Source organism: Novosphingobium sp. AP12, assembly GCF_000281975.1.
Lineage (GTDB): Bacteria > Pseudomonadota > Alphaproteobacteria > Sphingomonadales > Sphingomonadaceae > Novosphingobium.
Window position 1 is genome coordinate 66,631 of the sequence record NZ_AKKE01000047.1, and the last position, 25,822, is coordinate 92,452.

Here is a 25,822-nt window from a genome sequence, read left to right on the forward strand (position 1 = left end):
CGCGATTCAGGCCCACCAGCCTCCCAGTTCGCGCCGCACCAGAGTTTCGAGCATCGCCATGCCGGGCACGCGGTCGTTGAGGCAGGCAAGAACGGCCAGCCGCTCGCCACCCGCCGCTTCGAAAACCTCGCGGCCACGGATGGCGAGTTCTTCCAGAGTTTCCACGCAATCGGCGGAGAAGCCGGGAGCGGCGATGGCGATACGTTTCGTGCCGGCTCGCGCCTCGTTCTCCAGGGTGGTTTCGGTCGAGGGTTCGAGCCACTTGGCGCGGCCGAAGCGGGACTGGAAGCTTGTCTCTACCCGCAGGCCGGACAGCCGCGCGGCGAGGCGCTCGGTCAGCAGGCGCGAGGTCTTGCGGCAGTGACAGTGGTAGGGGTCGCCCAGTTCAAGCGTGCGCTGGGGCATGCCGTGGTAGGAGAGCAGCAGCAGGTCGGGCACGAAATCCAGCGCGTCGACCTGCGCGGCGAGATCGTCCTCGAGAGCGGAGATATAGGAAGGGTCATCGTGATAAGGCGGCAGGGTGCGCAGTGCGGGCTGCCAGCGCATCGTCCCCAGGGTGTCGCCCAGCTTGTCCATCACCGAGGCCGTCGTCGCGCCCGAATACTGCGGGTAGAGCGGGGCGACGAGGATGCGCTCGCACCCGGCGTCCTTCATCGCCTGAAGCCGTGCCGGGATCGAGGGATTGCCGTAGCGCATCGCCCAGTCCACGCGCACACCGCCACCCAGCAGCGCCTGGAGCCCGCGCGCCTGCGCCGCCGTGATCGCGGCGAGCGGGGAGCCCTCAGACGTCCAGACCTGCGCGTAGGCATGTGCGGACTTGGCCGGGCGGGTGCGCAGGATCACGCCGTGCAGGATCGGCTTCCACACCACCGGCGGGATTTCGATCACGCGCGGGTCGGAGAGAAACTCCGCGAGGTAGCGGCGCACCGCGTCCGGAGTCGCGGCATCGGGTGTGCCGAGGTTGACCAGCAGGACGCCGACCTTGCCGGCGGCGACTTCCGGGTGGCCGGCGGGGGCATTCACAGGGGGCATCACAGGTCCTCGCCAAAGAAGGGCAGGCGGCGCAGGCGAAGGCCCGTCGCCGAATAGAGCGCGTTGGCAACCGCCGGGGCAACGGCTGCGACGCCGAGTTCGCCGGGGTCGGCGGGATCGGCGTTGCTCGCTATGAACTCGACCTCGATCTCCGGACAATCGGCCAGCGTGGGCAGGCCCATGGCGCCAAGACTTTCACCGTCCGGGCGCCCGCCCTCGTAGCGCACCGCGCAGCCGAGCGCGAGGCCGAGGCCGAAAATCAGGCCGCCCTCGACCTGCTGGCTGGCGATGTCGAGATTGACGATGCGGCCGATGTCGGCGACCGCGCTCAGCTTGTCGACGCGAACGCCTTCTGCATCGCGGCGAGCGCTGGCGACGACGGCGATCCGTCCCTCGCCGATGACGTGGCAGGCAATGCCCTGGCCGCTGGCGTCGGCGCCGCCGCCCCATTGCGAAAGCGCCGCGACCCGCTGTAGGCATTCGGCAAGGCGGGGGTCCTTGCCCAGCATCGCCATGCGGTAGCCGAGCGGTTCGCGCCCGCCCTTGTGGGCGAGTTCGTCGACGAAGCTCTCGTTGAAGAAGGCGGTCCACGCATGGGCATTGCCGCGCATCCGGGCGGTGGGCAGGCCGATGCGTACCGGAACATGGTCGATTGCGAGATTGGGGATGTCGTAGGGCGGGAGCGCGCCTTCGAGTGCCATCGGGTCGGCCTCGCCCGCCACGGCGGCGATGGCGTCGAACGGAGCGTCGCCATCGAACAGGCGGCGGCCGAATTCGCGGGCGGTGGCGGGGACCGTGATGCGCGCGCGCCACCCGGCGACGCCTCCCTCGGTGTCGACCCGCGCGCCCATGACCGCGACCACGGGCGTGCGCGGAAGGCCCGCGCGAAACTCCTCGCGGCGGGCCCAGGTGAGCTGGACGGGCTTGCCGACGGACTTGGCGATGACGGCGACCTCCACCGCGTGGCCGAATTCCAGCCGCCGGTCGAAGCTGCCGCCGATCGCCATCGGGTAGAGCACCACGTCGGAGACCGCGAGGCCCACGGCGCGGGCGGCGGCTTCACGCGTGGCCTCGGGGGCCTGCGTGCCGACCCAGAGTTCGAGCTTCCCGTCGCGGAAATGCGCGGCGGCGGCGGCGGTCTCGATCGTGGCGTGGACGGCGGGGGCGACCTCGTAGCGCAGCTGGAGCGGCAGCCCCCCCTCGACCACGTCCATGTCGCCCTGCCGGTGGAGCCGGTGCGCGTCGGCGGTGCGCAGGGCCTCGTCCATGGCGGCGTCGATCTGGTTGGAACCGGCTCCGGCAGCGAGCTTGAAGCGCGGGGCGAGACGGGTGAGTGCCTGCTCGGCGGTCCAGCCGTCACTGGCGACGGCGGCGACCCAGTCATCGCCCTTCACCACGCCGAGATAGCCGCGCATGCCTTTCGCCGCGGCTTCGTCCACGCCCAAGACCGAAGCGTTCATCCCGATCGGCGCATGGCGGATCGCGGCGTAGACCATGCCCGGTAGGCGCACGTCGCCCGCGAAAGTCCACGAACCGTCGACCTTGGAGGGCAGGTCGAGGCGCGGGTAATGCAGCGGGGCGCCGGGGGGGGACTCGGCCGGGCGCTCGGCCATCGGTTCGGCGCGGAGCGGCGGGGTGGAGGGCGGCGAGAAGGCAGCCGCTTCCTCGGCGAGCGGGCCGAAGGCGAGGCGCTTGCCCTCATGGAGGATAAAGCCGCTTCGTGCCTCGCACTCCTCCCAGGCGACGTTCCAGCGCGCAGCAGCGGCGTGCATCAGCATCGCGCGCGCCGAGGCTGCTGCGGCACGCGCGGGCGCCTCGTAGGCGGCGAGCGCGGTGCCGTCGGCGGTGGCATTGAAGCGGTGGCCCTCGGCCCAGCGCCGGGCCAATATGCCCTCCGGATCGTCCGCCAGCGAGGGGGCGAGTGGCATCCACAGCGGCGCCCACTTCGCGGCCAGAGGGAGGTTGGCATAGAGCGCGCTCACCGGCGCCGGCTCGACCGCGATCCGCCGCCAGTCGGCGCCGAGTTCGTGCGCGACGACCTGCGGGATCAGCGTGGTGACGCCCTGCCCCATCTCGACCTGCGGCACGGCCACGGTGACCACGCCGTCGGTGCCGATCCGCAGCCAGGCGTCGAACGCGAACTCGCCCTCGCGCGGTTCCAGCGGCAGTGGGTACGAACGCGGGCGCAGCAGGAAGCCGAGCGTCAGCCCGCCCCCCGCCAGCGCCCCGACGAGCACCTTGCGCCGCGTGAGCGCCATCAGAGCTGCTTGTCCAGCCACTCGCCCACCTGCTGGGCGAGCGCGGTAAACGCCTCGGCCTGTGGGCTTTCGCCCGCCGCAGTGGGGGTTCCGGCGTCGCCCTCGCGGCGGATCGCGATGTCGAGGGGGATGCGGCCGAGGAAAGGCACATCCATTTCCTTCGCCGCCGCCTCTGCCCCGCCGGCGCCGAACGGGTCGCTCACTTCGCCGCAGTGGGGGCAAGCGTAGCCGGCCATGTTCTCGACCACGCCGACGATCGGCACACCGCCCTTGGCGAACATGTCGGCGGCCCGCGCGGCGTCCATCAGCGCGAGGTCCTGCGGGGTCGAGACGATCACCGCGCCGGCCGGCTTGAAGCGCTGGAGCATGGTGAGTTGGATGTCGCCGGTGCCGGGCGGCAGGTCGACGACGAGAAGCTCGGCCCCGTCCCAATGCGCCTCGACCAGCTGGATCAGCGCGCCCGCGATCTTGGGGCCGCGCCACGCGATCGCCTGCCCGGCCTTGGTGAGGTGCGCCATCGACAGGACCGGCACGCCCCATTCGCTCTGAACCGGGACCAGCTTGCCTTCGTGCGCTACCGCGCGCTTGTCCTCGGTGCCGAGCAGCCGCGCCTGCGAGGGGCCGTAGATATCCGCATCGACCAGCCCGACCTTGCGCCCGCCCCGCGCTAGCGCGACGGCGAGGTTCACCGCGAGCGTCGACTTGCCGACGCCGCCCTTGCCCGAGCCGACCGCGAGGATCCGCGGGCCTTTCGGAGCGGGTGCAGGCGCAGGAGCCTCCGCCTTGTCCGCCATCATCGCCACGCGCACGTCCGACACACCCGGCGCCGATCCCAATGCCGCGGTGACGGCCGCCTCCAGCCGCTCGCGCGCCAGCGAGCCGAGGCCGGTCGCGTCGAAGACGAGGATCGCACGTCCCTCGACCAGCCGCAGCGACTGCAGACGCGGCGCGGCATCGGGGGGCAACAGCGCCTTCAGTTCCTCGGACGATCCCGCAGCGCTGGTCACTCGTGTCTCCGCAACAATAATAAACATTCGCCGTCCCCGCCGGCGCGAGAACCCATCCTCCGCCTCTCCGCGTGGATGCGGCGACGTGATGTATCCCCGCCCAAACGGAGATGACGAGGAAAACCAAGAGGTGCGGTCGCACCATTCCGTCGCCGCTCAGGTGGCGTACCGAGGGAAAAAGGGCAAGAGAGGCACTGTTAATTGCCCGAGGGGTTCTTATAGATAGCCCCATGAAAGCTATCGGTGGTGCAGACAGGCACGGCGGCGAAGGCCGCATGGGGGGAATTGGCGCAGCGCAGGACGGCGTATCGGCGATGACCGGTCGTAGTCCCTGGGGCAGTGGCGGCAATGATGGCGGTAGCGACGACGGCGCCTCCGAAGGCGGCGAGCCTGCCGGCAACGGCGATGCCCCCGAGCCCGAAGGCAAGGCCGACAAGGAAGAACGCCGCGGCCCGCGCAATCCCTGGCTGCCCAGCGGAGACACCCCGCCCCCGCGCCGCTCCGCCGGCATCGAGGACATCTTCCGCAATCGCGATCAGCGCCGCCCCGGCGGCGGTGGCAGCGGCGGTCCCGGCAAGGGCGGCGGCTTTCCGAACATCCCGCGCCGCCCGGACGGCAAGTCGTGGATTCCGCTCGGCGTCGGCGTGGCAGTCGCCGCGCTGCTGGCGATGTCGAGCTTCCACATGCTCGGCCCCAAGGAGCAGGGCGTGGTCACCACGCTCGGCAAGTATTCGCGCACCATCGATTCCGGCGTCAGCATGACGCTGCCCTGGCCGATCGAGCAGGTGCAGACGGCCGACGTGCGCTCGTTCACGGTGGACATGATCCCCGACAACGACAACGAAAAGCTGATGCTGACGAGCGACAAGAGCCTGGTCGATCTCAGCTATCTGGTGCGCTGGAACATCAAGGACCTCAAGAACTACACCTTCCGCCTGGCCGATCCGCAGGAAACCGTGCGCGAAGTGGCCGAGGCCGCCATGCGCGCCTCGATCGCGCAGATCACGCTGAACGATGCGCTCTCGGGCTCCGGCCGCGCGAAGGTTGAGCAGGACGTGCGCGAGCGCATGCAGCGCATCCTCGACGGCTACCGCGCCGGTGTGTCCATCCAGGGCGTCGAAATCAAGAAGGCCGACCCGCCGGCCAAGACCAAGGGCGCCTTCGACCAAGTCAACGTCGCCCAGCAGGAATCCGAGCGCGACCGCTCCGAGGCCCGCGCCTGGGCCCAGCAGGTCATCGCTCGTGCCCAGGGCGACGCATCCGCCTTCGACAAGGTCTACGAGCAGTACAAGCTCGCTCCCGAGGTCACCAAGCGCCGCATGTATTACGAAACGATGGAACGCGTGATCCGCGACAACGACACGGTCGTCGCCGAGAAGGGCGTGACCCCCTACCTGCCGCTGTCCGAGATGAAGCGCCGCGCACAGCCCGCGCCGGGTACCGCCACCGATCCGGGCGCCACGGTCACGGCCCCGGCTCCGCAGGGGAACCAGTGATGGGTAACCTCTGGCAGGACTACAAGGCCGCGTGGATCGTCGGCGGCTTGGCCGTGATCGCGCTGATGCTCAGCGTAATCGTCGTCCCCGAGGACGAGCAGGCGGTGGTGGTGCGGACCGGCAAGCCGGTGCGCGTCTACAACCCCTTCATCGACAAGGCCGACTTCGGCCAGACCGGGGCGGGCGTCCACTTCCGCATGCCGCTGGTCGAGCAGGTCATCCGCATCGAGAAGCGCCTGCTTTCGGTCGACATGCAGCAGCAGCAGGTGCTTTCGACCGACCAGCAGCGCCTGAACGTCGATGCCTATGCGCGCTTCCGCATCGTCGACCCGGTGAAGATGGTGCAGACCGCCGGCACCACCGAGCGCGTCACCCAGCAGCTCGAGCCGATCCTGTCGTCGTCCGTCCGCCAGGAACTGGGCAAGCGCACCTTCCAGTCGCTGCTCACCGCCGAGCGCGGGCAGGCGATGGAGAACATCCGCAAGAGCCTCGACAACGAGGCTCGCGAATACGGCGCCCAGATCGTCGACGTGCGCATCAAGCGCGCCGACCTGCCCGAGGGTGCGCTCGCCGCCGCCTTCGTGCGCATGGAAGCGGCGCGCCAGGAAGAGGCCAAGACCGTCGCCGCGCGCGGCCAGCGCGATGCGCAGATCATCCGCGCCGATGCCGAGGCGCAGGCCGCCAATATCTACGCCGAGGCATTCGGCAAGGACCCGGCATTCTACGATTTCTACCGCGCGATGCAGAGCTACGCGGTATCCTTCGGCAAGGGGGACGGCGGCAAGACGATCCTGCTTTCGCCCGACAATGCCTATCTCAATCATTTCCGGGAGCCGTAAGCGCTCCCGGTCGTTGCTGCCTGAACCCGGGAAATGGCGGATTACCGCATCATTCAAATCCGGTTAAGCTCATTCGGCCTCAATCGGTGATGAGTATCCCGGATGGTGCCGCAGCACCGCCGAAACGGAGGAATCAAAGGACGTGAAGCCCGTGCGATATGCTTATGGATTGACCACCGCGCTCCTTCTTGGAGGCGCCACCGCAACGCTCGTGACCGGGTACCCCGCAGGTGCGCAGGTGGCCCAGAACGAATCCAGCGAGATGTCGAAGGTGGTTCCGCGCGCAGGCGCCCCGGCCAGCTTCGCCGACCTGACTGAGCAGCTTGCTCCGGCGGTGGTCAACATCTCCACCCGCCAGAAGGTGCAGGTCGCCGGTGGCGGGGCCAACCCGTTCGCGGGCACGCCTTTCGAAGGCCTGTTCGGCGGCCAGGGCGGCGGTGGCGGTGCTCCGCAGACGCGTGAAGCGCAGTCGCTGGGCTCGGGGTTCATCATCTCGGCCGATGGCTACGTCGTCACCAACAACCACGTCATCACCGCCGACGGCAAGGGCCAGGTCGAATCGATCACGGTCACCATGCCGAACGGGACCGAATACCCCGCAAAGCTGATCGGCAAGGACGCCGCTTCCGACCTCGCGGTGCTCAAGATCGACGCGGGCAAAGCGCTGCCCTTCGTCAAGTTCGGCGATTCCTCGAAAGCGCGGGTGGGCGACTGGATCATCGCCATCGGCAACCCGTTCGGTTTGGGCGGCACGGTGACTTCGGGCATCGTCTCGGCCGTGTACCGCAACACCGGCTCGGGCGCAGGCGCCTATGATCGCTACCTGCAGACCGATGCCGCGATCAACCGGGGCAACTCGGGCGGCCCGATGTTCGACATGAACGGCCAGGTCATCGGCATCAACAACGCCATCTTCTCGCCCACCGGGGGCAGCGTCGGCATCGGCTTCGCGATCCCTGCCGAGATCGCCGCCCCGCTCGTCCAGAAGCTCGTCAAGGGCGAGGCGATCGAGCGCGGCTACCTCGGCGTGCGCATTCAGCCGCTGAACGAAGACCTCGCCGATTCGCTCGGCATCGAACACAACAAGGGCGAGTTCATCCAGGCTGTCGAGCCTGACGGCGCAGCCGCCAAGTCCGGCATGCTGGCGGGCGACGTGGTGGTGAAGGTCGCCGGCAAGGAAGTCACCCGCGACCAGACACTGTCCTTCATTGTCGCCAACACGGCGCCAGGCAGCCGCATTCCGATCGAGGTGATCCGCAACGGCCGCCGCATGACGCTCAACGCCACGGTCGCCAAGCGCCCCAGCGAAGACGAACTGCAGCAGTCGTTCGACCCGAACTCGGAGCAGGGCGACGACGCTTTCAACAACCCGCCCACCCCGCAGGAACAGGGTGCGGTAGAGAAGTCGCTGGGGCTATCGGTGACCCCGCTGACCTCGCAGATCGCCCGCCAGCTCGGCGCGGCGGACGGGACCAAGGGCGTCGTGGTCGTCGCCGTCGATCCCAACTCGGACGCCGGCCAGAAGGGCTTCTCGCGCGGGTTCATCATCCTCGAAGCCAATGGCAAGCCGGTCACCAGCCAGGCGGAACTCACGGCGGCGGTCAATGCCGCCAAGGCGGAGGGCCGCTCGGCCATCCTGCTGCGCGTCCAGCCGCGCGGCCAGCCTGCCACCTTCGTGCCGGTCCGCCTGCGCTAAGCGCGGCCCACCAGCGCCGGAAATGAAAAGGCCCGCCGGTTCGATCCGGCGGGCCTTTTTCGTGCGCGGTTACAAGCGCCGGGGCGGCTTAGGGCTGCGGTGCCGGCGAACGTAGCGGTGTCGGCCTGGGGCTGGGGGTGGCGCGCGGGTAGCCGGTCCCCTGCCCCGGCCTCAGCGCGGGGTCTTCCGTGGCACGCCCGGTAGCACGGTCGAGCAGATCACCGTTGGCGGCCGGCGGCGGCGCTCCCTGCGGGCCGTAGTCCGGCACCATCGGCGCGCCCGGCGCAGGTCCGACCGAACCGTCCTCGTACACCGCCCCGCCCGGCGCGGGCGCGCCGTCAGGATGCACGAGGTTGCCGTTCTCGTCGTAGTAGGAATATTCGCCCGGATTGCCCTGCAGCTGCTCGTCGTCAGGATCAAGCTGCCAGTCCGGCAGCTGCAGCTCGGTGTCGAACTGCTCCACCGGGCGCTTGGCCACGGCGACCTTCATGTAGTCGGCAAAGGCCCGGGCCGGGGCGTGACCACCCGAGAGGCCGCCGACCGGCTTGGCGTCGTCGCGTCCCATCCACACGCCGGTGGTGATGCCGCTGGAGAAGCCGAGGAACCAGCCGTCCTTGTTCGAGCTGGTGGTGCCGGTCTTGCCCGCGACGGGGCGGCCGATCTGCGCCGCGCGGCCGGTGCCCGTTGCGACGGCGGTCTGCAGCAGGTCGGTGATCCCGGCCGCGACGTAGTGCGGCACGAGCACCTGCCCGCGCACGGACTTGTGCTCATACAGCAGCTCGCCCGAGGTCGTGGTGACCTTGAGGATGCCGTAAGGTTCGATCGACGTACCGCCGGCCGACACCGCCGCGAAGGCGCGGGTCATGTCGATGACACGCACTTCGGACGTGCCCAGCACCATCGCCGGCTTGGTGTTGATCTGCGTGGTGATACCGAAGCGGCGCGCCATGCTGGCGACAGTGCCGAAGCCGACCTCGTTGCCCAGCTGCGCCGCGATGGTGTTCTTGGAGTAGGCGAAGGCGGTGCGGATATCGATCTCGCCGGCGAAGTTGCGGCCGTCGTTCTTGGGGCTCCAGCCGGCGATCGTCACCGGCTCGTCGACCACGCGGTCGTCGGGCTTGTGCCCCGCCTCCAGCGCGGCGAGGTAGACGAACAGCTTCCACGACGAGCCGGGCTGGCGCAGCGCGCTGGTGGCGCGGTTGTAGTTGGAATTGACGTAGTCGGTGCCGCCCACCATCGCCAGCACCGCGCCGTCGCGGTCGAGGCTGACGAGCGCGCCTTGCGCGCCCTTGGGGGCGTTGCGGTCGATCGCGCTGGTCGCGGCGTTCTGCATGCTCCGGTCGAGCGTGGTCCAGACCTCGATCGGCTCCTTGTTCTCGGGGAGCAGCATGTCGAGCTGCGGCAGTGCCCAGTCGGTGAAGTAGCGGACCGAATCCTGCCCCTTCTCCTTGGCGACGGTCACTTTCGAGAAGTCGGTGCCGTCGGCCTCGGACTGTGTGATGACGCCTTCACGCACCATCAGCCCGAGCACGACGCGGGCGCGTCCGGTCGCGGCTTCGACATCGGCGGTGGGCGAGTAGTTCGAGGGCGCCTTGACGAGGCCCGCGATGATCGCCGCTTCGGCGGTCGACAGTTCGGTGCCGGGATGGCCGAAGAACTTGCGGCTCGCCGCGTCGACACCGTAGGCGCCGCCGCCGAAGTAGACCTTGTTGAGGTACAGCTCGAGGATCTGGTCCTTGGTGAACTTGCGTTCCAGCGCGAGCGCCAGCACCGCCTCGCGCGCCTTGCGCGTGAACGAGCGGCTGTTGTTGAGGAAGATGTTGCGCGCCAGCTGCTGCGTGATCGTCGAGGTCGCCTTGGCGCGGCCGCCCGTGGTGAACGAGACGTAGACCGCGCGCGCGAGGCCGACCGGGTCGACGCCAGGGTGGTCGCGGAAACGGCGGTCCTCGACCGAGACCAGCGCGTCGCGCATGATCGGCGGGATGTCGCCGTAAGCCAGCCACTTGCCGTAGCTCGGACCCAGCGAGACGAGTTCACGCCCGTCGCGGTCGCGCACAACGATCATCTGGCCGTTCTGGCTACTCTTCAGCGCGCCGTAGTCGGGCAGTTCGCGCATCGTGAAGAACACGGCGGTGCCCAGGAAGATGGCAGCCAGCAAGGCCAACGCAGTCCCCCACACCAGGACGCCGCGCAGGAGGCGGCGCCATAGCGGCTTGTCGGAAGGCTCGGTGGATGCGCCGCGACTACCGCGGCTGCGGCCGGAATTCTTGGCCATTGCTAAGGTGCAAACCCCTATGGAGGACAGGTATGTCCGGTCGCTCCTACACCTTGCACGGGGATTTGTAACCCGAGGTGAACACGCACTCCCCGAGCAAACCCGGGGAGAACGCGGCGCGCATCAGCCCTCCTTCGGCTCGAAATCGAGCGAGGCGCTGTTGATGCAATAGCGCAGGCCCTCGGGTCCGGGACCGTCGGGGAAGACGTGGCCGAGATGGCCTTCGCACTTGGCACAGTTCACCTCGACGCGGACCATGCCGTGCGAGACGTCGCGGTGTTCCTCGACCGCGCTGTCCGCCACGGGAGCGGTGTAGCTCGGCCAGCCGGAGCCCGAGTTGTACTTGGTGTCGGACGCGAACAGCGGCGTGCCGCAGCCCGCGCAGGTGTACATGCCTTCTTGCTTGTTCTTCTCGTACTTGCCGGTGAAGGCCCGCTCGGTCCCGGCCTCGCGCAGGACGTGGTACTGCTCGGGCGTCAGGCGGTCGCGCCATTCGGCGTCGGTGAGTTGGATCTTGTCGGTCATGGCTGGACTCCTTCGAGCGCAGATATGGGCCTGAAACGGCGCGAATCCAGAGGGATGCGGCGCTGCTTCAGAGCGTGGCGAAAAGCGTCAGCATGTGCTGCCAGGCGCGGTCGGCCTCCGTCGGGTCGTAAGCGGGGGAATCGGGCACGCACCAGCCGTGGTCGGCGGCATAGACCTCGATATCGGCGGGACGGCCCGCGGCGTCGGCGGCCTCGCGCAGCTTGGTCTTCTGATCGGGCTGCTTGGCATCGTCGTTGCGGGCGATGGCGAAGAGGTAGCCGGCCTTCGTCTTCGCAAGCAGGCGGTGCGGACTGTCGGCGTCCTCGGTCGTCAGGCCGGCGCCGTGGAGCGAGGCCGCCGCGCCGACGCGCGCCGGGACCGCCGCAGCGGTGCGCACGGTGAAGGGGCCGCCCATGCAGTAGCCGTTGCTGCCGATCTTGCGCTTCTTGTCGACCGCGTCCTGCCGGTCGAGGAAGCCGACATAGGCGGCGGCGTCGCGGGTGATGGCATCGGGGGTGAGCGCGGCGCGCATCGGGGCGATCTTCGCCTGTCCCTCGGGCGTGCGGTATTCGGAGAAGCTGCGCATGATCGGCGATGGGCCGGAGCGGTAATACTGGTTCACCACCAGGACAGCGTAGCCCTGCGCGGCGAGGCTGCGGGCCATGATCTTCTTCACGTCGCGCAGGCCCGCGATGTCGGGCCACATCACGATGCCGGGGTGCGCGCCCTTGCCGGGGTGGACGAAGAAGGCATCGCATACGCCGTCCTTCGTCGTGATCGAGACCATCTTCTCGGTCACCGCGCTGCCGCCCTCGGCCGCGACGGTCGAGGCGCAGCCGGCGAGCGCGGCGCTTGCGCCCAGCACCGCGAATTCGCGGCGGTTGAGGCCTGCGGGCCGCTGGGAGCGAAGTTCTTCCGGCGTCAGGTCGTCACACATGCATTGCTCTCCAAATTCCCGCTGGCACCCAGCCTAGCCAGCGATCGCGCCGGAAGCGAGCCCCTTCGCCCCCGCGGCGTTTGTTTCGCGCGGCATAGACAGCGCGCCGGGCCTGAGACACCCTCGGATCAACGGGAACAGGATGGGAGAGCGCAAGGCCATGGACTTCACCGGACAGCACGTCGTCGTGACCGGCGCGTCGAGCGGGATCGGGCTCGCCACCGCCGCGCGGATCGTGAAGCTGGGCGGCACGGTGACGATGATCGCGCGCCGCGCCCAGGTGCTGAAGGCCGAGGCCGCGCGGATCGGCGCCGAAGCGCGCTGGATCGCCGCCGACGTGGGCGACAAGGCCGCGATCCTGACCGCCATGGACGAGGCGATCGCGCGCTCCGGCCCGATCGATGGGCTGTTCCTCAATGCGGGTATCGGCGGCATGTTCGCGCCCGCCGCCGACTACACCGACGAGGCCTTCGAGGCGGTGATGCGGGTCAACACGACCTCGCTGTTCTGGACCATCCGCCATGTCCTGCCCGCCATGACCGCCCGGCGGCGCGGGGCGATCGTGATAACCGGCAGTCTCGCGGCGGAGACGGGCATGGCGGGCAACGTCGGCTATCTTGCCAGCAAGCACGCCGCGCTCGGCATCGCGCGGGCCATCGCCATGGAGGCGGCGCCGCACGGGGTACGCTGCAACGTCATCAACCCCGGTTTCATCGACACCCCAATCCTGGACGGGGTGCCCGACAGCTTCCGCGCGCAGATGGCCGGCCGCGTGCCGCAGAAGCGCATCGGGACGTCCGAGGAAGCGGCCAGCGTCGCCGCCTTCCTGCTTTCGGACGATGCCAGCCACGTCACCGCGCAGAGCCTCGCGGTGGACGGCGGGCTGCTGGGAACGCTGATGATCGAGGGGTGAGCGCGCTCACTCCCCGTTGAAATTCAGCTCCAGGTTCACCGCGTTGGGATCGACAAGGAAGATTTGCTTGAGGCCGATGTGCTGGAGGTCGTTGACGCGGTGCTCGACCCCGAGGTCCTCCAGCCGATCGCGGGTTTCGGCGAAGCCCTGGCAGCGCAGCGCGACGTGGTGCAGCGCATTGGTCGGCGAGCCGGGGTGGTAGGCGGCGTAGCGCGGCCCGCCGGTGAGGCGGTCGACGAGGTGGACGATCGGCTGGTCGGCGCCGTCGTGCATCCAGTAACCGGCGATGCCCATGGCGACCGAGGGGTTCTTGCCGCGCCGGAAGCCCAGCACGCGCTCGTAGAAGCTGGCGGTGGTTTCGAGGTCGTCGGTCAGGATGTTGACGTGATCTAGGCCGCTGACCTGCATGGTACTCTCCCGTAACTGTTTGACCGGAGTGTCGCGCAAGGGAAGCGGCGGGGCAAGGCCCCTAGCTCCTGAACACCACCGTGCGCGAGCCGTTGGTCAGCACACGGTCCTCAAGGTGCAGGCGCACCGCTTCTGCAAGCACGCGGCGCTCGATATCGCGGCCCTTGCGGACCATGTCGTCGGGCGTGTCGGCGTGGGTCACGGCCTCGACGTCCTGGTGGATGATGGGGCCTTCGTCGAGGTCGGCGGTGACGTAATGGGCGGTCGCGCCGATCATCTTCACGCCGCGCGCATGGGCCTGGTGGTAGGGCTTGGCGCCCTTGAAGCCCGGCAGGAACGAGTGGTGGATGTTGATGCAGCGGCCCGAGAGGAACACGGCCATCTCGTCCGAGAGGATCTGCATGTAGCGCGCCAGCACCACCAGTTCGGCGCGGGTTTCCTCGACCAGCGCGCGGACCTGCGCTTCCTGTGCGGCCTTGTTCGCCTTGTCGACCGGCAGGTAATGGAAGGGAATGTCGCCCAGCATCAGCGTGTTGATCGCCTCGCGCGGGTGGTTGGAGACGACGCCGACGATCTCCATCGCGATCTCGCCGATGCGGTGGCGGTAGAGCAGGTCGGCGAGGCAGTGGTCGAACTTGCTGACCATCAGCAGCACCCGGCGCGGCCGGTCGCGCCGCAGCATCGACCAGGCCATGCCATGTTCATGCGCGATCGGGCCGAAGCCCTCGCGGATTTCCTCGCGGTCGGACGTGCCCGGATCGAAGGCCACGCGCATGAAGAAGCGGCCCTCGGCGAGGTCGTCGAACTGCTGCGCCTCGATGATGTTGCAGCCGGACTGCGCGAGGTAGCCGGTCACCCGCGCGACGATGCCCGGGCGGTCGGCGCACGACAGCGCCAGGATCATCGGCTCGGCCATGGCGCGGCTCCCGTCAGGCAGCGGCGATGACGGGCGCGCCGGAGCGGTTGGTCAGCGCGGCTTCGCTTTCGGCCAGAAGGGCGGCGATGATCTCGGCCACCGGCTCCTCCCTGGTGACCATGCCGACCGACTGGCCCGCCATGATCGAGCCGCTCTCGATGTCGCCCTCGATCGCGGCGCGGCGCAGCGCGCCGGCCCAGAAACGCTCGATCTGGAGCTGGGCCTCGCCCATGTCGACTTCGCCGGCGTCGAGGAGCTTGGCCACCGCGACCTGCTTGGCGGTGAACTCCTCGGTGCCCTTGTTCTTGAGCGCGCGCACCGGGATCACCGGCAGGCGCGGGTCTACCTGGACCGAGGCGACGGCCTCGCGCGCCGAGGCACGGAAGAAGGCCTTCTTGAAGTCCGGGTGAGCGACAGATTCGCTCGCGCAGGCAAAGCGCGTGCCGAGCTGCACGCCGGCCGCGCCCATTTCCAGGTATCCGGCGATCGCCTCACCCCGACCGATGCCGCCCGCGACGAACACGAGATTGTCGGCCGCCAGCGTAGGCAGGATTTCCTGCGCCAGAACCGAAGTGGAGACCGGGCCGATATGGCCGCCGGCCTCGGAGCCTTCGATCACCAGCGCATCGGCGCCCGAGCGCAGCAGCTTCTTGCCCAGCGCCAGCGTGGGCGCGAAGCAGATGACCTTGGCGCCGCTGGCCTTGATGGCCTCGACACTGCCCTTGGGCGGAATGCCGCCCGCCAGGACGACGTGGGTGACGCCGTGGCGCGCGCAGACTTCGATCAGCTCGAACAGGTCCGGGTGCATGGTGATGAGGTTGACGCCGAAGGGCTTGCTCGTCAGCGCCTTGGTCGCCGCGATCTCGCCGTCAAGCAGCGCGGGGGTCATCGCCCCGCAGGCGATCACGCCGAAGCCGCCGGCATTGCTGATCGCCGAGACCAGATTTCGTTCCGACACCCAGGACATCGCCCCGCACAGGATCGCGGTTTCGCTGCCGAGGAATTCGGCTCCACGCGCCATCAGCGCGCCGGTCTTGGCGTAGGAGGTCATGGTAAAGGCGGTCATCGAGGCTCCCATAGCCCGGGTTTTCTACAGGTCAGCGCCATAGGATGACGAATCGCCCTGCACAAGCGGCGAGCAGCGGAACCAGGGGACGACATGGTAGTTTAATTGCAGCACAATTAGGTCCAATTCAGGGGGGCACCCAATGTTCAAGGATGGCAAGCCTACGGGCGCGGCGAACGATGTGGGCAGTGCGATTCCAACGCCGACTCAGGACGAGGAATGGGCTCAGGCCCGTGAACGGGACGAACTGTTCGAGGATATCCTTGATATCGAAGGACCAATGCGCCTTGCCATGACGGCTGTTGCCGGTTTTGCCCAGCCGGGAATTGCGGAACTGGATCGCGGACTGGCGGTGCTCGATGGCCGGATTCCAGAAGCTGCGTCCCTGCAATTGCGCGCACACGCGAATGCCTTGAGCGCCGCGGCCGATGCGAACGACGTCACGGGAGTGCGGGCTGCCCAGGGTACTATCGTGGATATGCTCGCCTTGCTCCGCCACGGGGAATAGGCATTTACCCTGAAATATCGTGATCGATTTTCCCGATCACAGATAGACGTTCGTATTGCTTTCCCCGTCATTTCTGCGCGGATATACCGATTGGGCAACCCGCTACCGCCGCTTGGCGGTGTGGTCAAAACCCAAGGAGTCTCGCGATGAACGGATCGAACCCCGCCGGCGGCAAGTGCCCCTTTGGCCATGGCACCGAGGCCCTCGCGCCCACCCCCCTCACCACCGCCTTCGGCGCCCCCGTCGTCGACAACTCGAACTCGATGACCGCCGGACCGCGCGGTCCCTTGCTGATGCAGGACGTGTGGCTGCTGGAAAAGCTCGCCAACCTGAACCGCGAGGTCATCCCCGAGCGGCGCATGCACGCCAAGGGCTCCGGCGCGTTCGGCACCTTCACCGTCACCGGTGACGTCAGCCGCTACACCCGCGCGAAGTTCCTTGGGCAGCCCGGCAAGCAGACCGAGTTGTTCGCCCGCTTCACCACCGTCGCCGGCGAGCGCGGCGCCGCCGATGCCGAGCGCGACATCCGCGGCTTCGCGGTGAAGTTCTACACCGAGGAAGGCAACTGGGACATGGTCGGCAACAACACGCCGGTCTTCTTCGTGCGCGATCCCCGCAAGTTCCCCGACCTCAACAAGGCGGTGAAGCGCGATCCGCGCACCAACATGCGCAGCGCCACGAACAACTGGGACTTCTGGACCCTCTTGCCCGAGGCGCTGCATCAGGTCACCTACGTCATGGGCGATCGGGGCATTCCCAGGTCCTACCGACACATGGACGGCTTCTCCAGCCACACCTACTCGTTCTACAACGAGGCGGGCGCGCGGTTCTGGGTGAAGTTCCACTTCAAGACCCAGCAGGGCCACGCGCACCTGACCGACGCGGAAGCCGCCGAAGTCGTCGCCGGTGACCGCGAGTCCAACCAGCGCGACCTCTACGACGCAATCGAGCGCGGCGACTTCCCGAAGTGGAAGGTCATGGTCCAGATCATGGCCGAGGAAGAGGCGGCGACCTGCGGCTTCCACCCCTTCGACCTCACCAAGGTCTGGTCGCAGAATGCCTATCCGCTGATCGAGGTCGGCATGATGGAGCTGAACCGCAATCCGGACAACTTCTTCATGGACGTGGAGCAAAGCGCCTTCTCGCCCTCGAACCTCGTCCCCGGCATCGGCGTCTCGCCCGACAAGATGCTCCAGGCGCGCCTGTTCGCGTACTCTGACGCGCAGCGCTACCGGCTTGGGGTCAACCATCACCAGATCCCGGTCAACGCCGCGCGCTGCCCGGTCTTCACCAACCACCGCGACGGTCAGGGCCGGGTCGACGGCAACTACGGCGGGCTGCCGCACTACCACCCGAACTCGTTCGGCCAGTGGCAGGGCCAGCCCGAATTCCGCGAGCCGCCGATGACGATCGACGGGAACGCGGACTTCTGGAACTTCCGCGAGGATGACGACGACTACTACAGCCAGCCACGCGCGCTGTTCCAGCTGATGGACGCCGCCCAGCAGCAGCGGCTGTTCGAGAACACGGCAAGGGCCATGGGCGATGCCCCTGCCTTCATCAAGCAGCGCCACATCGACAACTGCACCCGCTGCGACCCGGCCTACGGCGCCGGCGTGGCGGCAGCGCTGGGCATGAGCGTCAATCCCGAACTCTCGTCCCAGCCCGAACTGGCGGACTGAGTTCCCCTGTCCCGCCGCCGCCCCCCTCAACGCGGCGGGACCAACTGAAAGACCCCATGCGCGAAGCTCGCGCATGGGGTCTTCCTTGTTTCAGGATGCAGCGCGCCCGGAGGCGCCGCCGATCAGGCCGCCGCGTCGAGTCCGTAGGCGGTATGCAGGACGCGCACCGCAAGCTCGGTCTCGTCGGTGTCGATCAGGACCGAGACCTTGATCTCGCTGGTCGAGATGGCGATGATGTTGATGCCGCGGTCGGCGAGCGTCTTGAACATGGTGGCCGCGACGCCTGCGTGGCTGCGCATGCCGACACCCACGACGCTGATCTTGGCGACGTTGCCTTCGGCGATCATGCGGTAGAAGCCGATCGCTTCCTTGCGCTCTTCCAGCATCGCCTGCGCGCGGGCGAGGTCGGCCAGCGGCACCGTGAAGGTGACGTCGGTCTCGCCCTGGTCCTTGGCGACGTTCTGGATGATCATGTCGACGTTGATGTTCGAATCCGCAAGCGGCGCGAAGATCGACGCCACCGCGCCGGGACGGTCGGCGATGCGGGTCAGGGTGATCTTGGCTTCGTTCTTGTCGGCGGCGATGCCGGTGATGAGCTGACGTTCCATGTCGCTTCCCTCTAGTTCTTCGTCGCTGACAATCAGGGTTCCGGGGATGGTATCGGCGGCCGGCGCGCTCTCGTCGATGAACGAGGAGAGCACCTGCACGCGCACGTTCTCCTTCATGGCGAGGCTGACCGAGCGGGTCTGCAGCACCTTGGAGCCGACCGAGGCGAGTTCGAGCATTTCCTCGTAGGTCACCAGCGGCAGCTTGCGCGCCTTGGCGACGATGCGCGGGTCGGTGGTGTAGACGCCGTCGACATCGGTGTAGATGTCGCAGCGGTCGGCCTTCACCGCCGCCGCCACGGCCACCGCCGAAGTGTCGGAGCCGCCGCGGCCCAGCGTGGTCACGCGGCCCTGCGGCGAGACGCCCTGGAAGCCCGGGATCACGGCGATCTCGCCAGCGGCCATCGAGGCGATCAGCGCATCCGAATCGATGTCCTCGATGCGGGCCTTGGCGTGGGCGTCGTCGGTCTTGATCGGCACCTGCCAGCCCTGCCACGAGCGCGCCTTGCAGCCGATCGCCTGCAGCGTCAGCGCCAGGAGGCCCGAGGTGACCTGTTCGCCCGAGGCGACGACGACGTCGTACTCGGCCGGGTCGTAAAGGGCGTTGGCCTCGCGGCAGAAGTTGACGAGGCGGTCGGTCTCGCCCGACATGGCCGAGACGACGACGGCGACCTCGTGGCCCGCTTCCTGCTGGCGCTTGACGATTCCCGCCACGCGCCGGATGCGCTCGGTGCCGGCCATCGAAGTGCCGCCGAATTTCATCACGATACGTGCCAAGGCGCCCTTGCTCCTGCGCGAGTGTAGATAACAGTCGGGCGCGCTGTTAGGAGGGTCCCATGGACAATGCAACCGCAACGATGACCACCAATCGCGCAACAATCGATCCGAAGGAGGCCGCACACTTCGGCGCGCTGGCCGCCGAGTGGTGGGATCCCAGGGGCTCGTCGGCCATGCTCCACCGCCTGAACCCGGTCCGCCTCGGCTTCATCCGCGAGGCGATCGACGCGCACTTCGCCTGCGAATCGCGCTCCCTGCGCCCCCTCTCCGGCAAGCGCGCGCTCGATGCCGGCTGCGGGGCGGGACTGCTGTGCGAACCGCTGGCACGCATGGGCGCGGCCGTGACCGGCGTCGATGCCGCGCCCGAGAACATCGAGGCGGCGCGCGCGCATGCGAAAGGCATGGGGCTGGATATCGACTACCGCGCCGGGGAACTGGGCGCGCTGGAGTTGTCGGGCTTCGACCTCGTCTGCTCGCTCGAGGTGATCGAGCACGTGACCGACAAGGCCGCGTTCCTGGGCAGCCTCGCCGCCGCAATGGCGCCGGACGGGCTGATGATCCTCTCCTGCCCCAACCGCACCGTCCCCTCGCGCCTGCTGCTGGTCGAGGCGGCCGAACGCCTCGGCCAGGTCCCGCGCGGCACCCACGACTGGAGCCAGTTCCCGACCCCTGACGAACTGCGCGAACTGGCGGAGGGCGCCGGTCTCGTCCTCGGCCAGCCGAGGGGCATCGCGTGGTCGCCGGTGAAGGGCCTGCACCTGTCGGAAGACCTGTCGCTGAACTACATCGTGACCGCGCGGAAGGCGTAAAGTCGGCGGAGCGACCCTGAAAACCTGACGTCGTCCCAGCGCAGGCTGGGACCGCTGCGTACCCTTGAGGCGAGACCTCGCCATGGGCCACTGCCGTGCTTTCGCCTCGCCCAAAGGTGGGCGCGGCCTTGCCTGCGGTCCCCGCCTGCGCGGGGACGACGATCATGTCCTGTACCCAGCCGGGAACTACCCTCCCCCTCCCCTTCGCGGAACACTCGCCGGAAAATGGGAGAGAACATGGACAAGCTGCGCGTCATCCAGTGGACCACGGGCAAGGTCGGCAAGCATTCGCTGCGCGCGGTGCTTGACGATCCGCGCCTCGAACTGGTCGGCTGCTACGCCTGGTCGGACGCCAAGAAGGGCGAGGATGCGGGTGAACTCTGCGGCCGTCCGGCGACCGGCATCAAGGCCACCAACGATATCGACGCGCTCCTCGCGCTGGGGGCCGACACCGTGCTCTACACGCCCTTCGGGGCCGATCTCGACCAGGCGGTGCGCCTCCTGGAGAGCGGGCTCGACGTGGTGTCGACCAACCTGTTCCTGAATGTGGGCGGCATTCGAGGGTCGGTGAAGGAGCGGCTGGAGGCGGCCTGCGCCAAGGGCAATTCCTCGCTCTACATCACCGGCATCAACCCGGGCTGGATCAACTCGGTGGTCACCAGCCTCACCGCGATCTGCCGCGAAGTGGACTCGGTAGCCATCACCGAATCGGCGGACTGCTCGGTCTACGAATCGCTGGAGACCTGGGGCTTCCTCGGCATCGGTGAGCCCGGCGGCATGACCCCGGAGCTGAAGGACCGCGCGCAGGCCTGGCTGATCCTGTTCAAGGACGCCGCCGAGCGCATCGGCGCGGCGCTGGGCCTCGCCTTCGACGACATCGAATTCTTCTGCGAATACGCCTCCGCCGCCGAGGACGTGGACCTCGGCTGGATGCGCATGGACAAGGGCACCAATGCGGCGCTGCGCGGCGGCTGGCACGGCAAGGTCGGCGGCGAGACGGTCGTGACCATCACGGTGGTCTGGTATCTCACCCGCAAGCTCACCGAGGGCTGGGACATCGACGACGACCAGTACCATCTCGTCGTCAAGGGCGAGCCCAGCATCGACACCCGCATGCGCCTGATCCCCGCCGACCACTGGAAGAACCACGACTGGGACATCATGACCGCGCTCCCCGCCGTCAGCGCGATCCCGCAGATCAAGGCCGCGCGGTCCGGAGTGCTGGGGCTGACCGACGTGGGCCTGCCGGTGGCGCCGGTGGGAGACTGGATGCGGGCGCGGGGGTAGCCGTCGGACAGTCCGTCATCCCAGCGAAAGCTGGGATCGCTGCGTACTCTTGAGGCGACAGTTCACTGGGCGCCGGCCGCCCGCATAGGCCAAGCCGCAAGTTGGGCTCGGCCCGGCCAGCCGTCCCGGATCAAGTCCGGGACGACGATCTTGTTTCACGCCGCCGCCAGCAGCGCCTCGATCGCGGCGCTGGCCTGCGCCTCACGTTCGGCCCAGGAACCGGCGATGCGCACGAAGGGAACCCCGGCGCGCACCAGCATCTCCTCGGAGAGTGCGGCGAAGCGGGCGCGGGTGTCGTCCTCGCCGAAGAAACGGGTGCCGTCCTCGCGCCAGGGCACGTCGGGTTCGAACAGCAGGTAGAGATCTGCCTTGGGATAGGCGAGTAGCTGCGGCGGCACTTCGCCGAACAGCATCTGCGCCCAGGCGGCGGTCATCAGCTGGTCGGTGTCGAGCAGCAGCACCGGCGGCTCGGCCAGCATGGCATGGCGGTTCGAGCGCGCCTGCCCCTCGGCGATGACCAGCAGGTCCGCCATGGTCAGGTCGATGCCGTGCTCCTCGCAGTAGAAGCGGCCGTATTCGGGTACGAAAGGCCAGCCCCGCGCAACGAGGAAGCGCTCGCAGAGCACCGACTTGCCGGTGCTCTCGGCGCCGTGGAGGCAGACCGTTTTCACGCCTGCTTCCTGTAGGCCACGATCCACTCGCGCAGGCCCAGCGCCGACATGCCGAGGAACACTACGTAGAGCGCGGCGGTCGGCCACAGCCCCTTGGTCACGTAGACCGCGATGGAGGCCAGATCGATGGCGATCCACAGCACCCAGTTCTCGATCCGGCGGAAGGCGAGCAGGATCTGCGCGGCGATGCTCGCCCCCGCGATCGCGGCATCGGCATAGGGCAGCGAGGCGTCGGTGAAGCGGTGCATCACCCAGCCGAGGTTCAGCGCCAGCGCCGCCGTCGCGGTGAGCCATACCACCCGGCTGAAATTGCCGAGCCAGCGGACCGGCACCTGGCTGTCGCCGCCGCCCGCTTTGGCGACCCGCACCCAGAGCACCCAGCCCCAGGCCTGCGCCGCGAAGAAGAACAGTTGCAGACCCGATTCGCCGTAGAGGCGGGCCTCGAAGAACACGAGCGCGTAGAGCGCCACCATCGCCATGCCGAAGGGGTAGTTCCACACGCTGCGCCGCACCAGCAACGCGATGTTGGCGAGGCCGAGGGCGGCCGCGATCCATTCGATCGGATTCATGTGGCTCGGCGCCCTTCGTGTAACGCTCGGGTACGGCTAGGTACGGTTAGGTGTCGTTCAGGACACCAGCGCCGCGGCCCACTCCGGCTCCTTGAATCCGACGAGAATCCCGCCCGGATGCTCGATAACCGGGCGCTTTATCGTGCTGGGATGGGCGACCATCAGCGCAACCGCGCGGCCCTTGTCGAGGTCGGCCTTGTCGGCGTCGGGCAGCTTGCGGAAGGTCGTTCCGGCGCGGTTGAGCACCTTGTCGAGCCCGGCCGCGTCGATCCACGCCGCCAGCTTTTCAGTCTGCGCGCCTTCCTTCTTGTAGTCGTGGAAGGTGTAGGCGAGCCCCTGCGCGTCAAGCCAGGTGCGCGCCTTCTTCACGGTGTCGCAGTTGGGAATGCCGTAGACCTCGATCGCCATGACTTCGCGTATCTCTCACGTATCTATCTGGAATGCAGGCATAAACGCGGCAGACGCGCCTGCACTGGCCATGGCGATACACGAAGCGACGGCGGTTGGGTATTGCGAGTTTTACAACGCGGCGACGAGAATCAGCCCCGCGCGTCCTCGTTCAGGGTGAAGCGTTGGACCTTGGGCGAGTCGCAAGTGTAGAGCGTGTAGCTCTCGTAATATTCGTCGCGCCCGCGCCGCTGGACCAGCAGGTGCTCGGCATTGCGCGACCATGCCCGCGCGGAAGCCGCATCTTCCCACTCGGACATGGAGAGCACTTCGCCGTCGTCGGCGGTGTAGCTGCGGAACAGCAGGAAGCCCGGCTGCTCGTGCGCCAGCGCCTCCATCGCGACGGCATCGTGGATATAAGCGTCGGCATCGATATCGGCGCGCTTGCGGTTGCGGAAGAGGACCAGGAACATGGGTCTCCTTTGCTCCGCGCGCGCCGCCAGACAAGCGCCAAAACGTCCATTGCGAGCACAAAGCATCACTCCCAGCGCTCGATTGCAGCCATAGCGAAGGCATGCGTCCCGGGCTGGCACAGACCGGCCGCCAAGTCCCTCCACTGGACAAATCGCGCATTTGCCGACAAGGCCCGGGCCATGAGCGTGAACAGCTTCGGCCGCCTTTTCCGTTTCACCACCTGGGGCGAAAGCCACGGGCCCGCCATCGGCGCCGTCGTCGACGGGTGCCCGCCGGGCCTCGCCATCGACGAGGGGGTGATCCAGCCCTTCCTCGACGCGCGCCGTCCGGGCCAGTCGAAGTACACCACGCAGCGCCAGGAGCCGGATGCGGTGCGCATTCTCTCGGGCGTGTTCGAAGGCAGGACCACCGGCACCCCGATCAGCCTGATGATCGAGAACGTCGACCAGCGCTCCAAGGACTACTCCGAGGTCGCGCTGGCCTATCGCCCCGGCCACGCCGACTACGCCTACGACGCGAAGTACGGTTTCCGCGACTATCGCGGCGGCGGCCGCTCCTCCGCGCGCGAGACGGCCAGCCGGGTGGCGGCGGGTGCGGTGGCGCGGCTCGTCATCCCCGAGGTCAAGATCCTCGCCTACGTCTCCGAAATCGCGGGCGACATGATCGACCCGGGCAACTTCGACGAGAACGAGATCACCGAGAACCCGTTCTTCTGCCCCGACGCCGCCGCTGCGAAGCGCTGGGAGAAGATCGTCGACGACGCGCGCAAGTCCGGTTCTTCGGTCGGCGCGGTGGTGGAATGCTACGCCAGCGGCGTACCCGCCGGGTGGGGCGCGCCCCTGTACGGCAAGCTCGACGCCGACCTTGCCGCCGCGATGATGGGCATCAACGCGGTCAAGGGCATCGAGATCGGTGACGGTTTCGCGGCCGCGCGCCTTTCCGGCGAGCAGAACGCCGACCCCATGCGCCCCGCCGCGGAAGGCCCCGACGGCGCGCCCGAGTTCCTCGCCAACCACGCGGGCGGGATCGCCGGCGGCATTTCCACCGGCCAGCCGGTGACCTGCCGCGTCGCCTTCAAGCCGACCAGTTCGATCCTGACCCCGCAGCAGACGATCACCCGCGACGGCACGGCTACCGAGATGTTCACCAAGGGTCGCCACGACCCCTGCGTCGGCATCCGCGGCGTGCCGGTGGTCGAGGCGATGATGGCGGTGGTGCTGGCCGACCACAAGCTCCTCCACCGCGGCCAGTGCGGCTGAGAAGGCGGCCCGCCTGAAGGCGCTCGCCTCACGCAAGGCGACACAGGTTTACACGGTTTACACCGTCCAAGGGACAAAGGTGTCACCCTGGGGCCGGAAAGTGTCACCTTGCGCCGGAAAAGTGTCCACTTGCGCGCCCTGGGTGTCGCCTTGTGGATGAAAGGCGTCGCCTTGCGGGTGACAGGTGTCACCTTGCGCAAGCAAGTTGACACTTCGCAATCGGCGCCGTGGAGCAGGAGGGAACGGACAGGCAGGGGCATGCGCCTAGCATACCGTGCGAGCTTGCCTGTAGGAAAGCGGACTGTCCGGAGACGCCCCCATGGCAATCACTGCCCATGCCAGCCAACCATCGGCCGCGAATACCCGGCTTCGACAGGTCCGAGAAGAAGTCCTTCCCCTAAGGACGGCAGGGTTTGCCTTCGTACTGGTGGCGGTGGAGCGCATATTGCCGACCGTTCCACCGCTCGACGGGAAAGCAGAAGCCGGGGCCGCCGATCTCGATGTCGAGCCATCCGCCGACGCCCCTGGTCTCCAGGAACGTCGCGACGCCCTCGCTTTCGGTGACCAGCTTCCATGTGCCGTCGGCCTGCTCGCTGACGAGCTTGAAGCCCGTGCCGGCGGCGCCGAAGCAGTAAGTGCTGCCTTCGGTGAGGATCGCTTCGGGGCGGCCGTCGCCGTTGACGTCCCTGACGGTCTCGATGGCGCCCGGCGTATAGCCTGCAGTGCCGGGATCGCCGCAGCCGCTCCACTTGCCGCCCTGCAGCCCGAACCCTCCGGCGCGGAAGGCGGCCGCCTCGTCCGCCTTCGACAGCACCGCCTGCCCGAATGCAGGCATGGCCAGGAAGGCAAGACTCGCCGCGAGAGCAAGATGAATGCGCATGGCCGGTCCATACATCACCTGCCCGCGCCGGGACATGGCGACGGACACCCACCGACTTATCGCCATGCGTGCCGCTGTCATGGCCGCGATGACAAGCGCCGGATCGGCGGTATAGGGGACGCCAGCATCCACGAACCGGAAAATGAGCCATGCCCCGCATCCTGATCGACGCCGACGCCTGCCCGGTCAAGGACGAGGTCTACAAGGTCGCGGCCCGCCACAAGGTGCCGGTGGTGGTCGTCAGCAACAGCCCGATCCGGGTGCCGCAAAGCGCTCTCATCACGCGCAAGGTGGTGAGCGACGCCTTCGACGCCGCCGACGACTGGATCGTCGAGACGGTCGAGGCGTCCGGCGGCGCGAGAGAGGTCGTCATCACTGCCGACATCCTGCTTGCCGACCGCTGCCTGAAGCTGGGCACGAGCGTGGTGGCACCCAACGGCAAGCCCTTCACCACCGCCTCGATCGGCAGCGCCATCGCCACCCGCGCGATCATGGCGGACCTGCGCGCCGGCGGCGACATCGTCGGCGGGCCGCCGCCGTTCGGCA

Annotated in this window: 25 protein-coding genes; 10 read left to right on the forward strand and 15 right to left on the reverse strand. The window is 68.2% G+C overall.

What is annotated here, in order from left to right:
- Window positions 1–6 precede the first annotated feature (6 nt).
- Genes hemH through PMI02_RS08750 form a run of 3 tightly spaced genes read right to left on the reverse strand, consistent with a single transcriptional unit; the run spans window position 7 to window position 4,297 of the window.
- Entirely contained in the window at window positions 7–1,032 is a 1,026-nt protein-coding gene (gene hemH, locus PMI02_RS08740; RefSeq protein WP_007681642.1) for a ferrochelatase, read from the reverse strand.
- The gene (locus PMI02_RS08745; RefSeq protein ID WP_007681646.1) at window positions 1,032–3,290 is read right to left on the reverse strand and encodes a molybdopterin cofactor-binding domain-containing protein; all 2,259 of its coding nucleotides are present in this window, start codon (window positions 3,288–3,290) and stop codon (window positions 1,032–1,034) included. Before PMI02_RS08745 ends, hemH begins: the two co-directional genes overlap by 1 nt.
- The gene (locus PMI02_RS08750) at window positions 3,290–4,297 is read right to left on the reverse strand and encodes an Mrp/NBP35 family ATP-binding protein (protein WP_007681648.1); all 1,008 of its coding nucleotides are present in this window, start codon (window positions 4,295–4,297) and stop codon (window positions 3,290–3,292) included. The genes PMI02_RS08745 and PMI02_RS08750 overlap by 1 nt, the downstream gene beginning before the upstream one ends.
- A gap of 275 nt (window positions 4,298–4,572) precedes the next feature.
- On the opposite strand from PMI02_RS08750, the gene hflK reads away from it, so the two are divergent.
- The 3 genes from hflK (at window position 4,573) to PMI02_RS08765 (ending at window position 8,328) form a co-directional block, all read left to right on the forward strand.
- Window positions 4,573–5,793: a protease modulator HflK gene (gene hflK / locus PMI02_RS08755; protein ID WP_007681651.1), complete on the forward strand. Its 1,221-nt coding sequence runs from the start codon at window positions 4,573–4,575 to the stop codon at window positions 5,791–5,793.
- Entirely contained in the window at window positions 5,793–6,632 is an 840-nt protein-coding gene (hflC, locus tag PMI02_RS08760; RefSeq protein ID WP_007681654.1) for a protease modulator HflC, read from the forward strand. Before hflK ends, hflC begins: the two co-directional genes overlap by 1 nt.
- Before the next feature lie 151 nt (window positions 6,633–6,783).
- The gene (locus tag PMI02_RS08765) at window positions 6,784–8,328 is read left to right on the forward strand and encodes a Do family serine endopeptidase (RefSeq protein WP_007681656.1); all 1,545 of its coding nucleotides are present in this window, start codon (window positions 6,784–6,786) and stop codon (window positions 8,326–8,328) included.
- A gap of 88 nt (window positions 8,329–8,416) precedes the next feature.
- Here the strand turns inward: PMI02_RS08765 and PMI02_RS08770 are convergent, their stop codons facing one another.
- The 3 genes from PMI02_RS08770 to PMI02_RS08780 form a co-directional block, all read right to left on the reverse strand.
- On the reverse strand, window positions 8,417–10,603 hold the full coding sequence (locus PMI02_RS08770) for a transglycosylase domain-containing protein (protein WP_007681658.1): 2,187 nt from the start codon (window positions 10,601–10,603) through the stop codon (window positions 8,417–8,419).
- Window positions 10,604–10,726: 123 nt separating this feature from the next.
- Window positions 10,727–11,128, reverse strand: a complete 402-nt coding sequence (msrB, locus tag PMI02_RS08775; protein ID WP_007681659.1) for a peptide-methionine (R)-S-oxide reductase MsrB — start codon at window positions 11,126–11,128, stop codon at window positions 10,727–10,729.
- A 67-nt stretch (window positions 11,129–11,195) separates the two neighbouring features.
- A complete protein-coding gene (locus tag PMI02_RS08780; protein WP_007681661.1) occupies window positions 11,196–12,065 on the reverse strand; it encodes a dienelactone hydrolase family protein in 870 nt (289 codons plus the stop codon).
- Window positions 12,066–12,207: 142 nt separating this feature from the next.
- Here PMI02_RS08780 and PMI02_RS08785 point away from each other — a divergent pair, with 142 nt between their 5' ends.
- Window positions 12,208–12,978, forward strand: a complete 771-nt coding sequence (locus PMI02_RS08785; RefSeq protein ID WP_007681663.1) for an SDR family NAD(P)-dependent oxidoreductase — start codon at window positions 12,208–12,210, stop codon at window positions 12,976–12,978.
- Between the two features lie 6 nt (window positions 12,979–12,984).
- Here the strand turns inward: PMI02_RS08785 and PMI02_RS08790 are convergent, their stop codons facing one another.
- From PMI02_RS08790 to PMI02_RS08800, 3 genes are all read right to left on the reverse strand, one after another.
- Complete coding sequence (locus tag PMI02_RS08790; RefSeq protein WP_007681666.1) at window positions 12,985–13,386, reverse strand: VOC family protein; 402 nt, start codon at window positions 13,384–13,386, stop codon at window positions 12,985–12,987.
- 61 nt (window positions 13,387–13,447) lie between these two features.
- Complete coding sequence (purU, locus tag PMI02_RS08795) at window positions 13,448–14,302, reverse strand: formyltetrahydrofolate deformylase (RefSeq protein ID WP_007681668.1); 855 nt, start codon at window positions 14,300–14,302, stop codon at window positions 13,448–13,450.
- 13 nt (window positions 14,303–14,315) lie between these two features.
- Window positions 14,316–15,353: a nitronate monooxygenase family protein gene (locus PMI02_RS08800; RefSeq protein ID WP_036503037.1), complete on the reverse strand. Its 1,038-nt coding sequence runs from the start codon at window positions 15,351–15,353 to the stop codon at window positions 14,316–14,318.
- Window positions 15,354–15,510: 157 nt separating this feature from the next.
- On the opposite strand from PMI02_RS08800, the gene PMI02_RS08805 reads away from it, so the two are divergent.
- Together PMI02_RS08805 and PMI02_RS08810 are read left to right on the forward strand one after the other, a co-directional pair.
- Window positions 15,511–15,876 (forward strand): hypothetical protein, encoded by a 366-nt coding sequence (locus PMI02_RS08805; RefSeq protein WP_007681671.1) that lies wholly within the window; start codon window positions 15,511–15,513, stop codon window positions 15,874–15,876.
- Between the two features lie 146 nt (window positions 15,877–16,022).
- Complete coding sequence (locus PMI02_RS08810; protein WP_007681673.1) at window positions 16,023–17,558, forward strand: catalase; 1,536 nt, start codon at window positions 16,023–16,025, stop codon at window positions 17,556–17,558.
- 122 nt (window positions 17,559–17,680) lie between these two features.
- On the opposite strand, the gene PMI02_RS08815 is transcribed toward PMI02_RS08810, so the two are convergent.
- The gene (locus tag PMI02_RS08815) at window positions 17,681–18,925 is read right to left on the reverse strand and encodes an aspartate kinase (RefSeq protein ID WP_193372882.1); all 1,245 of its coding nucleotides are present in this window, start codon (window positions 18,923–18,925) and stop codon (window positions 17,681–17,683) included.
- A 74-nt stretch (window positions 18,926–18,999) separates the two neighbouring features.
- On the opposite strand from PMI02_RS08815, the gene ubiG reads away from it, so the two are divergent.
- Together ubiG and PMI02_RS08825 are read left to right on the forward strand one after the other, a co-directional pair.
- The gene (gene ubiG, locus PMI02_RS08820; protein ID WP_007681680.1) at window positions 19,000–19,749 is read left to right on the forward strand and encodes a bifunctional 2-polyprenyl-6-hydroxyphenol methylase/3-demethylubiquinol 3-O-methyltransferase UbiG; all 750 of its coding nucleotides are present in this window, start codon (window positions 19,000–19,002) and stop codon (window positions 19,747–19,749) included.
- A 237-nt stretch (window positions 19,750–19,986) separates the two neighbouring features.
- Window positions 19,987–21,036 carry a hypothetical protein gene (locus PMI02_RS08825; RefSeq protein ID WP_007681682.1) on the forward strand — a complete coding sequence of 350 codons (1,050 nt, stop codon included), beginning with the start codon at window positions 19,987–19,989 and terminating at the stop codon, window positions 21,034–21,036.
- Window positions 21,037–21,191: 155 nt separating this feature from the next.
- On the opposite strand, the gene PMI02_RS08830 is transcribed toward PMI02_RS08825, so the two are convergent.
- The 4 genes from PMI02_RS08830 to PMI02_RS08845 form a co-directional block, all read right to left on the reverse strand.
- Window positions 21,192–21,707: an AAA family ATPase gene (locus tag PMI02_RS08830; protein WP_007681690.1), complete on the reverse strand. Its 516-nt coding sequence runs from the start codon at window positions 21,705–21,707 to the stop codon at window positions 21,192–21,194.
- Entirely contained in the window at window positions 21,704–22,276 is a 573-nt protein-coding gene (gene pnuC / locus PMI02_RS08835) for a nicotinamide riboside transporter PnuC (protein WP_007681692.1), read from the reverse strand. The genes PMI02_RS08830 and pnuC overlap by 4 nt, the downstream gene beginning before the upstream one ends.
- Before the next feature lie 57 nt (window positions 22,277–22,333).
- Window positions 22,334–22,684, reverse strand: a complete 351-nt coding sequence (locus tag PMI02_RS08840; RefSeq protein ID WP_007681694.1) for an arsenate reductase — start codon at window positions 22,682–22,684, stop codon at window positions 22,334–22,336.
- A 131-nt stretch (window positions 22,685–22,815) separates the two neighbouring features.
- Window positions 22,816–23,136 carry an antibiotic biosynthesis monooxygenase gene (locus PMI02_RS08845; protein ID WP_007681696.1) on the reverse strand — a complete coding sequence of 107 codons (321 nt, stop codon included), beginning with the start codon at window positions 23,134–23,136 and terminating at the stop codon, window positions 22,816–22,818.
- A gap of 180 nt (window positions 23,137–23,316) precedes the next feature.
- On the opposite strand from PMI02_RS08845, the gene aroC reads away from it, so the two are divergent.
- Window positions 23,317–24,396, forward strand: a complete 1,080-nt coding sequence (gene aroC, locus PMI02_RS08850; RefSeq protein ID WP_007681697.1) for a chorismate synthase — start codon at window positions 23,317–23,319, stop codon at window positions 24,394–24,396.
- 397 nt (window positions 24,397–24,793) lie between these two features.
- Here aroC and PMI02_RS08855 read toward each other — a convergent pair whose 3' ends face one another.
- Complete coding sequence (locus PMI02_RS08855) at window positions 24,794–25,276, reverse strand: hypothetical protein (RefSeq protein WP_007681698.1); 483 nt, start codon at window positions 25,274–25,276, stop codon at window positions 24,794–24,796.
- A gap of 149 nt (window positions 25,277–25,425) precedes the next feature.
- Between PMI02_RS08855 and PMI02_RS08860 the strand changes: the two genes are divergently transcribed.
- A partial coding sequence (locus PMI02_RS08860; RefSeq protein ID WP_007681699.1) for a YaiI/YqxD family protein occupies window positions 25,426–25,822 on the forward strand: 397 nt, incomplete at its 3' end.

Excerpts from the sequence above, each read along its gene's own strand:
- hemH (WP_007681642.1), bottom strand. The coding sequence starts at position 1,032 with ATGCCCCCTGTGAATGCCCCCGCCGGCCACCCGGAAGTCGCCGCCGGC.
- PMI02_RS08745 (WP_007681646.1), bottom strand. The coding sequence starts at position 3,290 with ATGGCGCTCACGCGGCGCAAGGTGCTCGTCGGGGCGCTGGCGGGGGGC.
- hflK (WP_007681651.1), top strand. The coding sequence starts at position 4,573 with ATGGGGGGAATTGGCGCAGCGCAGGACGGCGTATCGGCGATGACCGGT.
- hflC (WP_007681654.1), top strand. The coding sequence starts at position 5,793 with ATGGGTAACCTCTGGCAGGACTACAAGGCCGCGTGGATCGTCGGCGGC.
- PMI02_RS08770 (WP_007681658.1), bottom strand. The coding sequence starts at position 10,603 with ATGGCCAAGAATTCCGGCCGCAGCCGCGGTAGTCGCGGCGCATCCACC.
- msrB (WP_007681659.1), bottom strand. The coding sequence starts at position 11,128 with ATGACCGACAAGATCCAACTCACCGACGCCGAATGGCGCGACCGCCTG.
- PMI02_RS08780 (WP_007681661.1), bottom strand. The coding sequence starts at position 12,065 with ATGTGTGACGACCTGACGCCGGAAGAACTTCGCTCCCAGCGGCCCGCA.
- PMI02_RS08785 (WP_007681663.1), top strand. The coding sequence starts at position 12,208 with ATGGGAGAGCGCAAGGCCATGGACTTCACCGGACAGCACGTCGTCGTG.
- PMI02_RS08790 (WP_007681666.1), bottom strand. The coding sequence starts at position 13,386 with ATGCAGGTCAGCGGCCTAGATCACGTCAACATCCTGACCGACGACCTC.
- purU (WP_007681668.1), bottom strand. The coding sequence starts at position 14,302 with ATGGCCGAGCCGATGATCCTGGCGCTGTCGTGCGCCGACCGCCCGGGC.
- PMI02_RS08800 (WP_036503037.1), bottom strand. The coding sequence starts at position 15,353 with ATGACCTCCTACGCCAAGACCGGCGCGCTGATGGCGCGTGGAGCCGAA.
- PMI02_RS08805 (WP_007681671.1), top strand. The coding sequence starts at position 15,511 with ATGTTCAAGGATGGCAAGCCTACGGGCGCGGCGAACGATGTGGGCAGT.
- PMI02_RS08810 (WP_007681673.1), top strand. The coding sequence starts at position 16,023 with ATGAACGGATCGAACCCCGCCGGCGGCAAGTGCCCCTTTGGCCATGGC.
- PMI02_RS08815 (WP_193372882.1), bottom strand. The coding sequence starts at position 18,925 with ATGAAATTCGGCGGCACTTCGATGGCCGGCACCGAGCGCATCCGGCGC.
- ubiG (WP_007681680.1), top strand. The coding sequence starts at position 19,000 with ATGGACAATGCAACCGCAACGATGACCACCAATCGCGCAACAATCGAT.
- PMI02_RS08825 (WP_007681682.1), top strand. The coding sequence starts at position 19,987 with ATGGACAAGCTGCGCGTCATCCAGTGGACCACGGGCAAGGTCGGCAAG.
- pnuC (WP_007681692.1), bottom strand. The coding sequence starts at position 22,276 with ATGAATCCGATCGAATGGATCGCGGCCGCCCTCGGCCTCGCCAACATC.
- PMI02_RS08840 (WP_007681694.1), bottom strand. The coding sequence starts at position 22,684 with ATGGCGATCGAGGTCTACGGCATTCCCAACTGCGACACCGTGAAGAAG.
- PMI02_RS08845 (WP_007681696.1), bottom strand. The coding sequence starts at position 23,136 with ATGTTCCTGGTCCTCTTCCGCAACCGCAAGCGCGCCGATATCGATGCC.
- aroC (WP_007681697.1), top strand. The coding sequence starts at position 23,317 with ATGAGCGTGAACAGCTTCGGCCGCCTTTTCCGTTTCACCACCTGGGGC.
- PMI02_RS08855 (WP_007681698.1), bottom strand. The coding sequence starts at position 25,276 with ATGCGCATTCATCTTGCTCTCGCGGCGAGTCTTGCCTTCCTGGCCATG.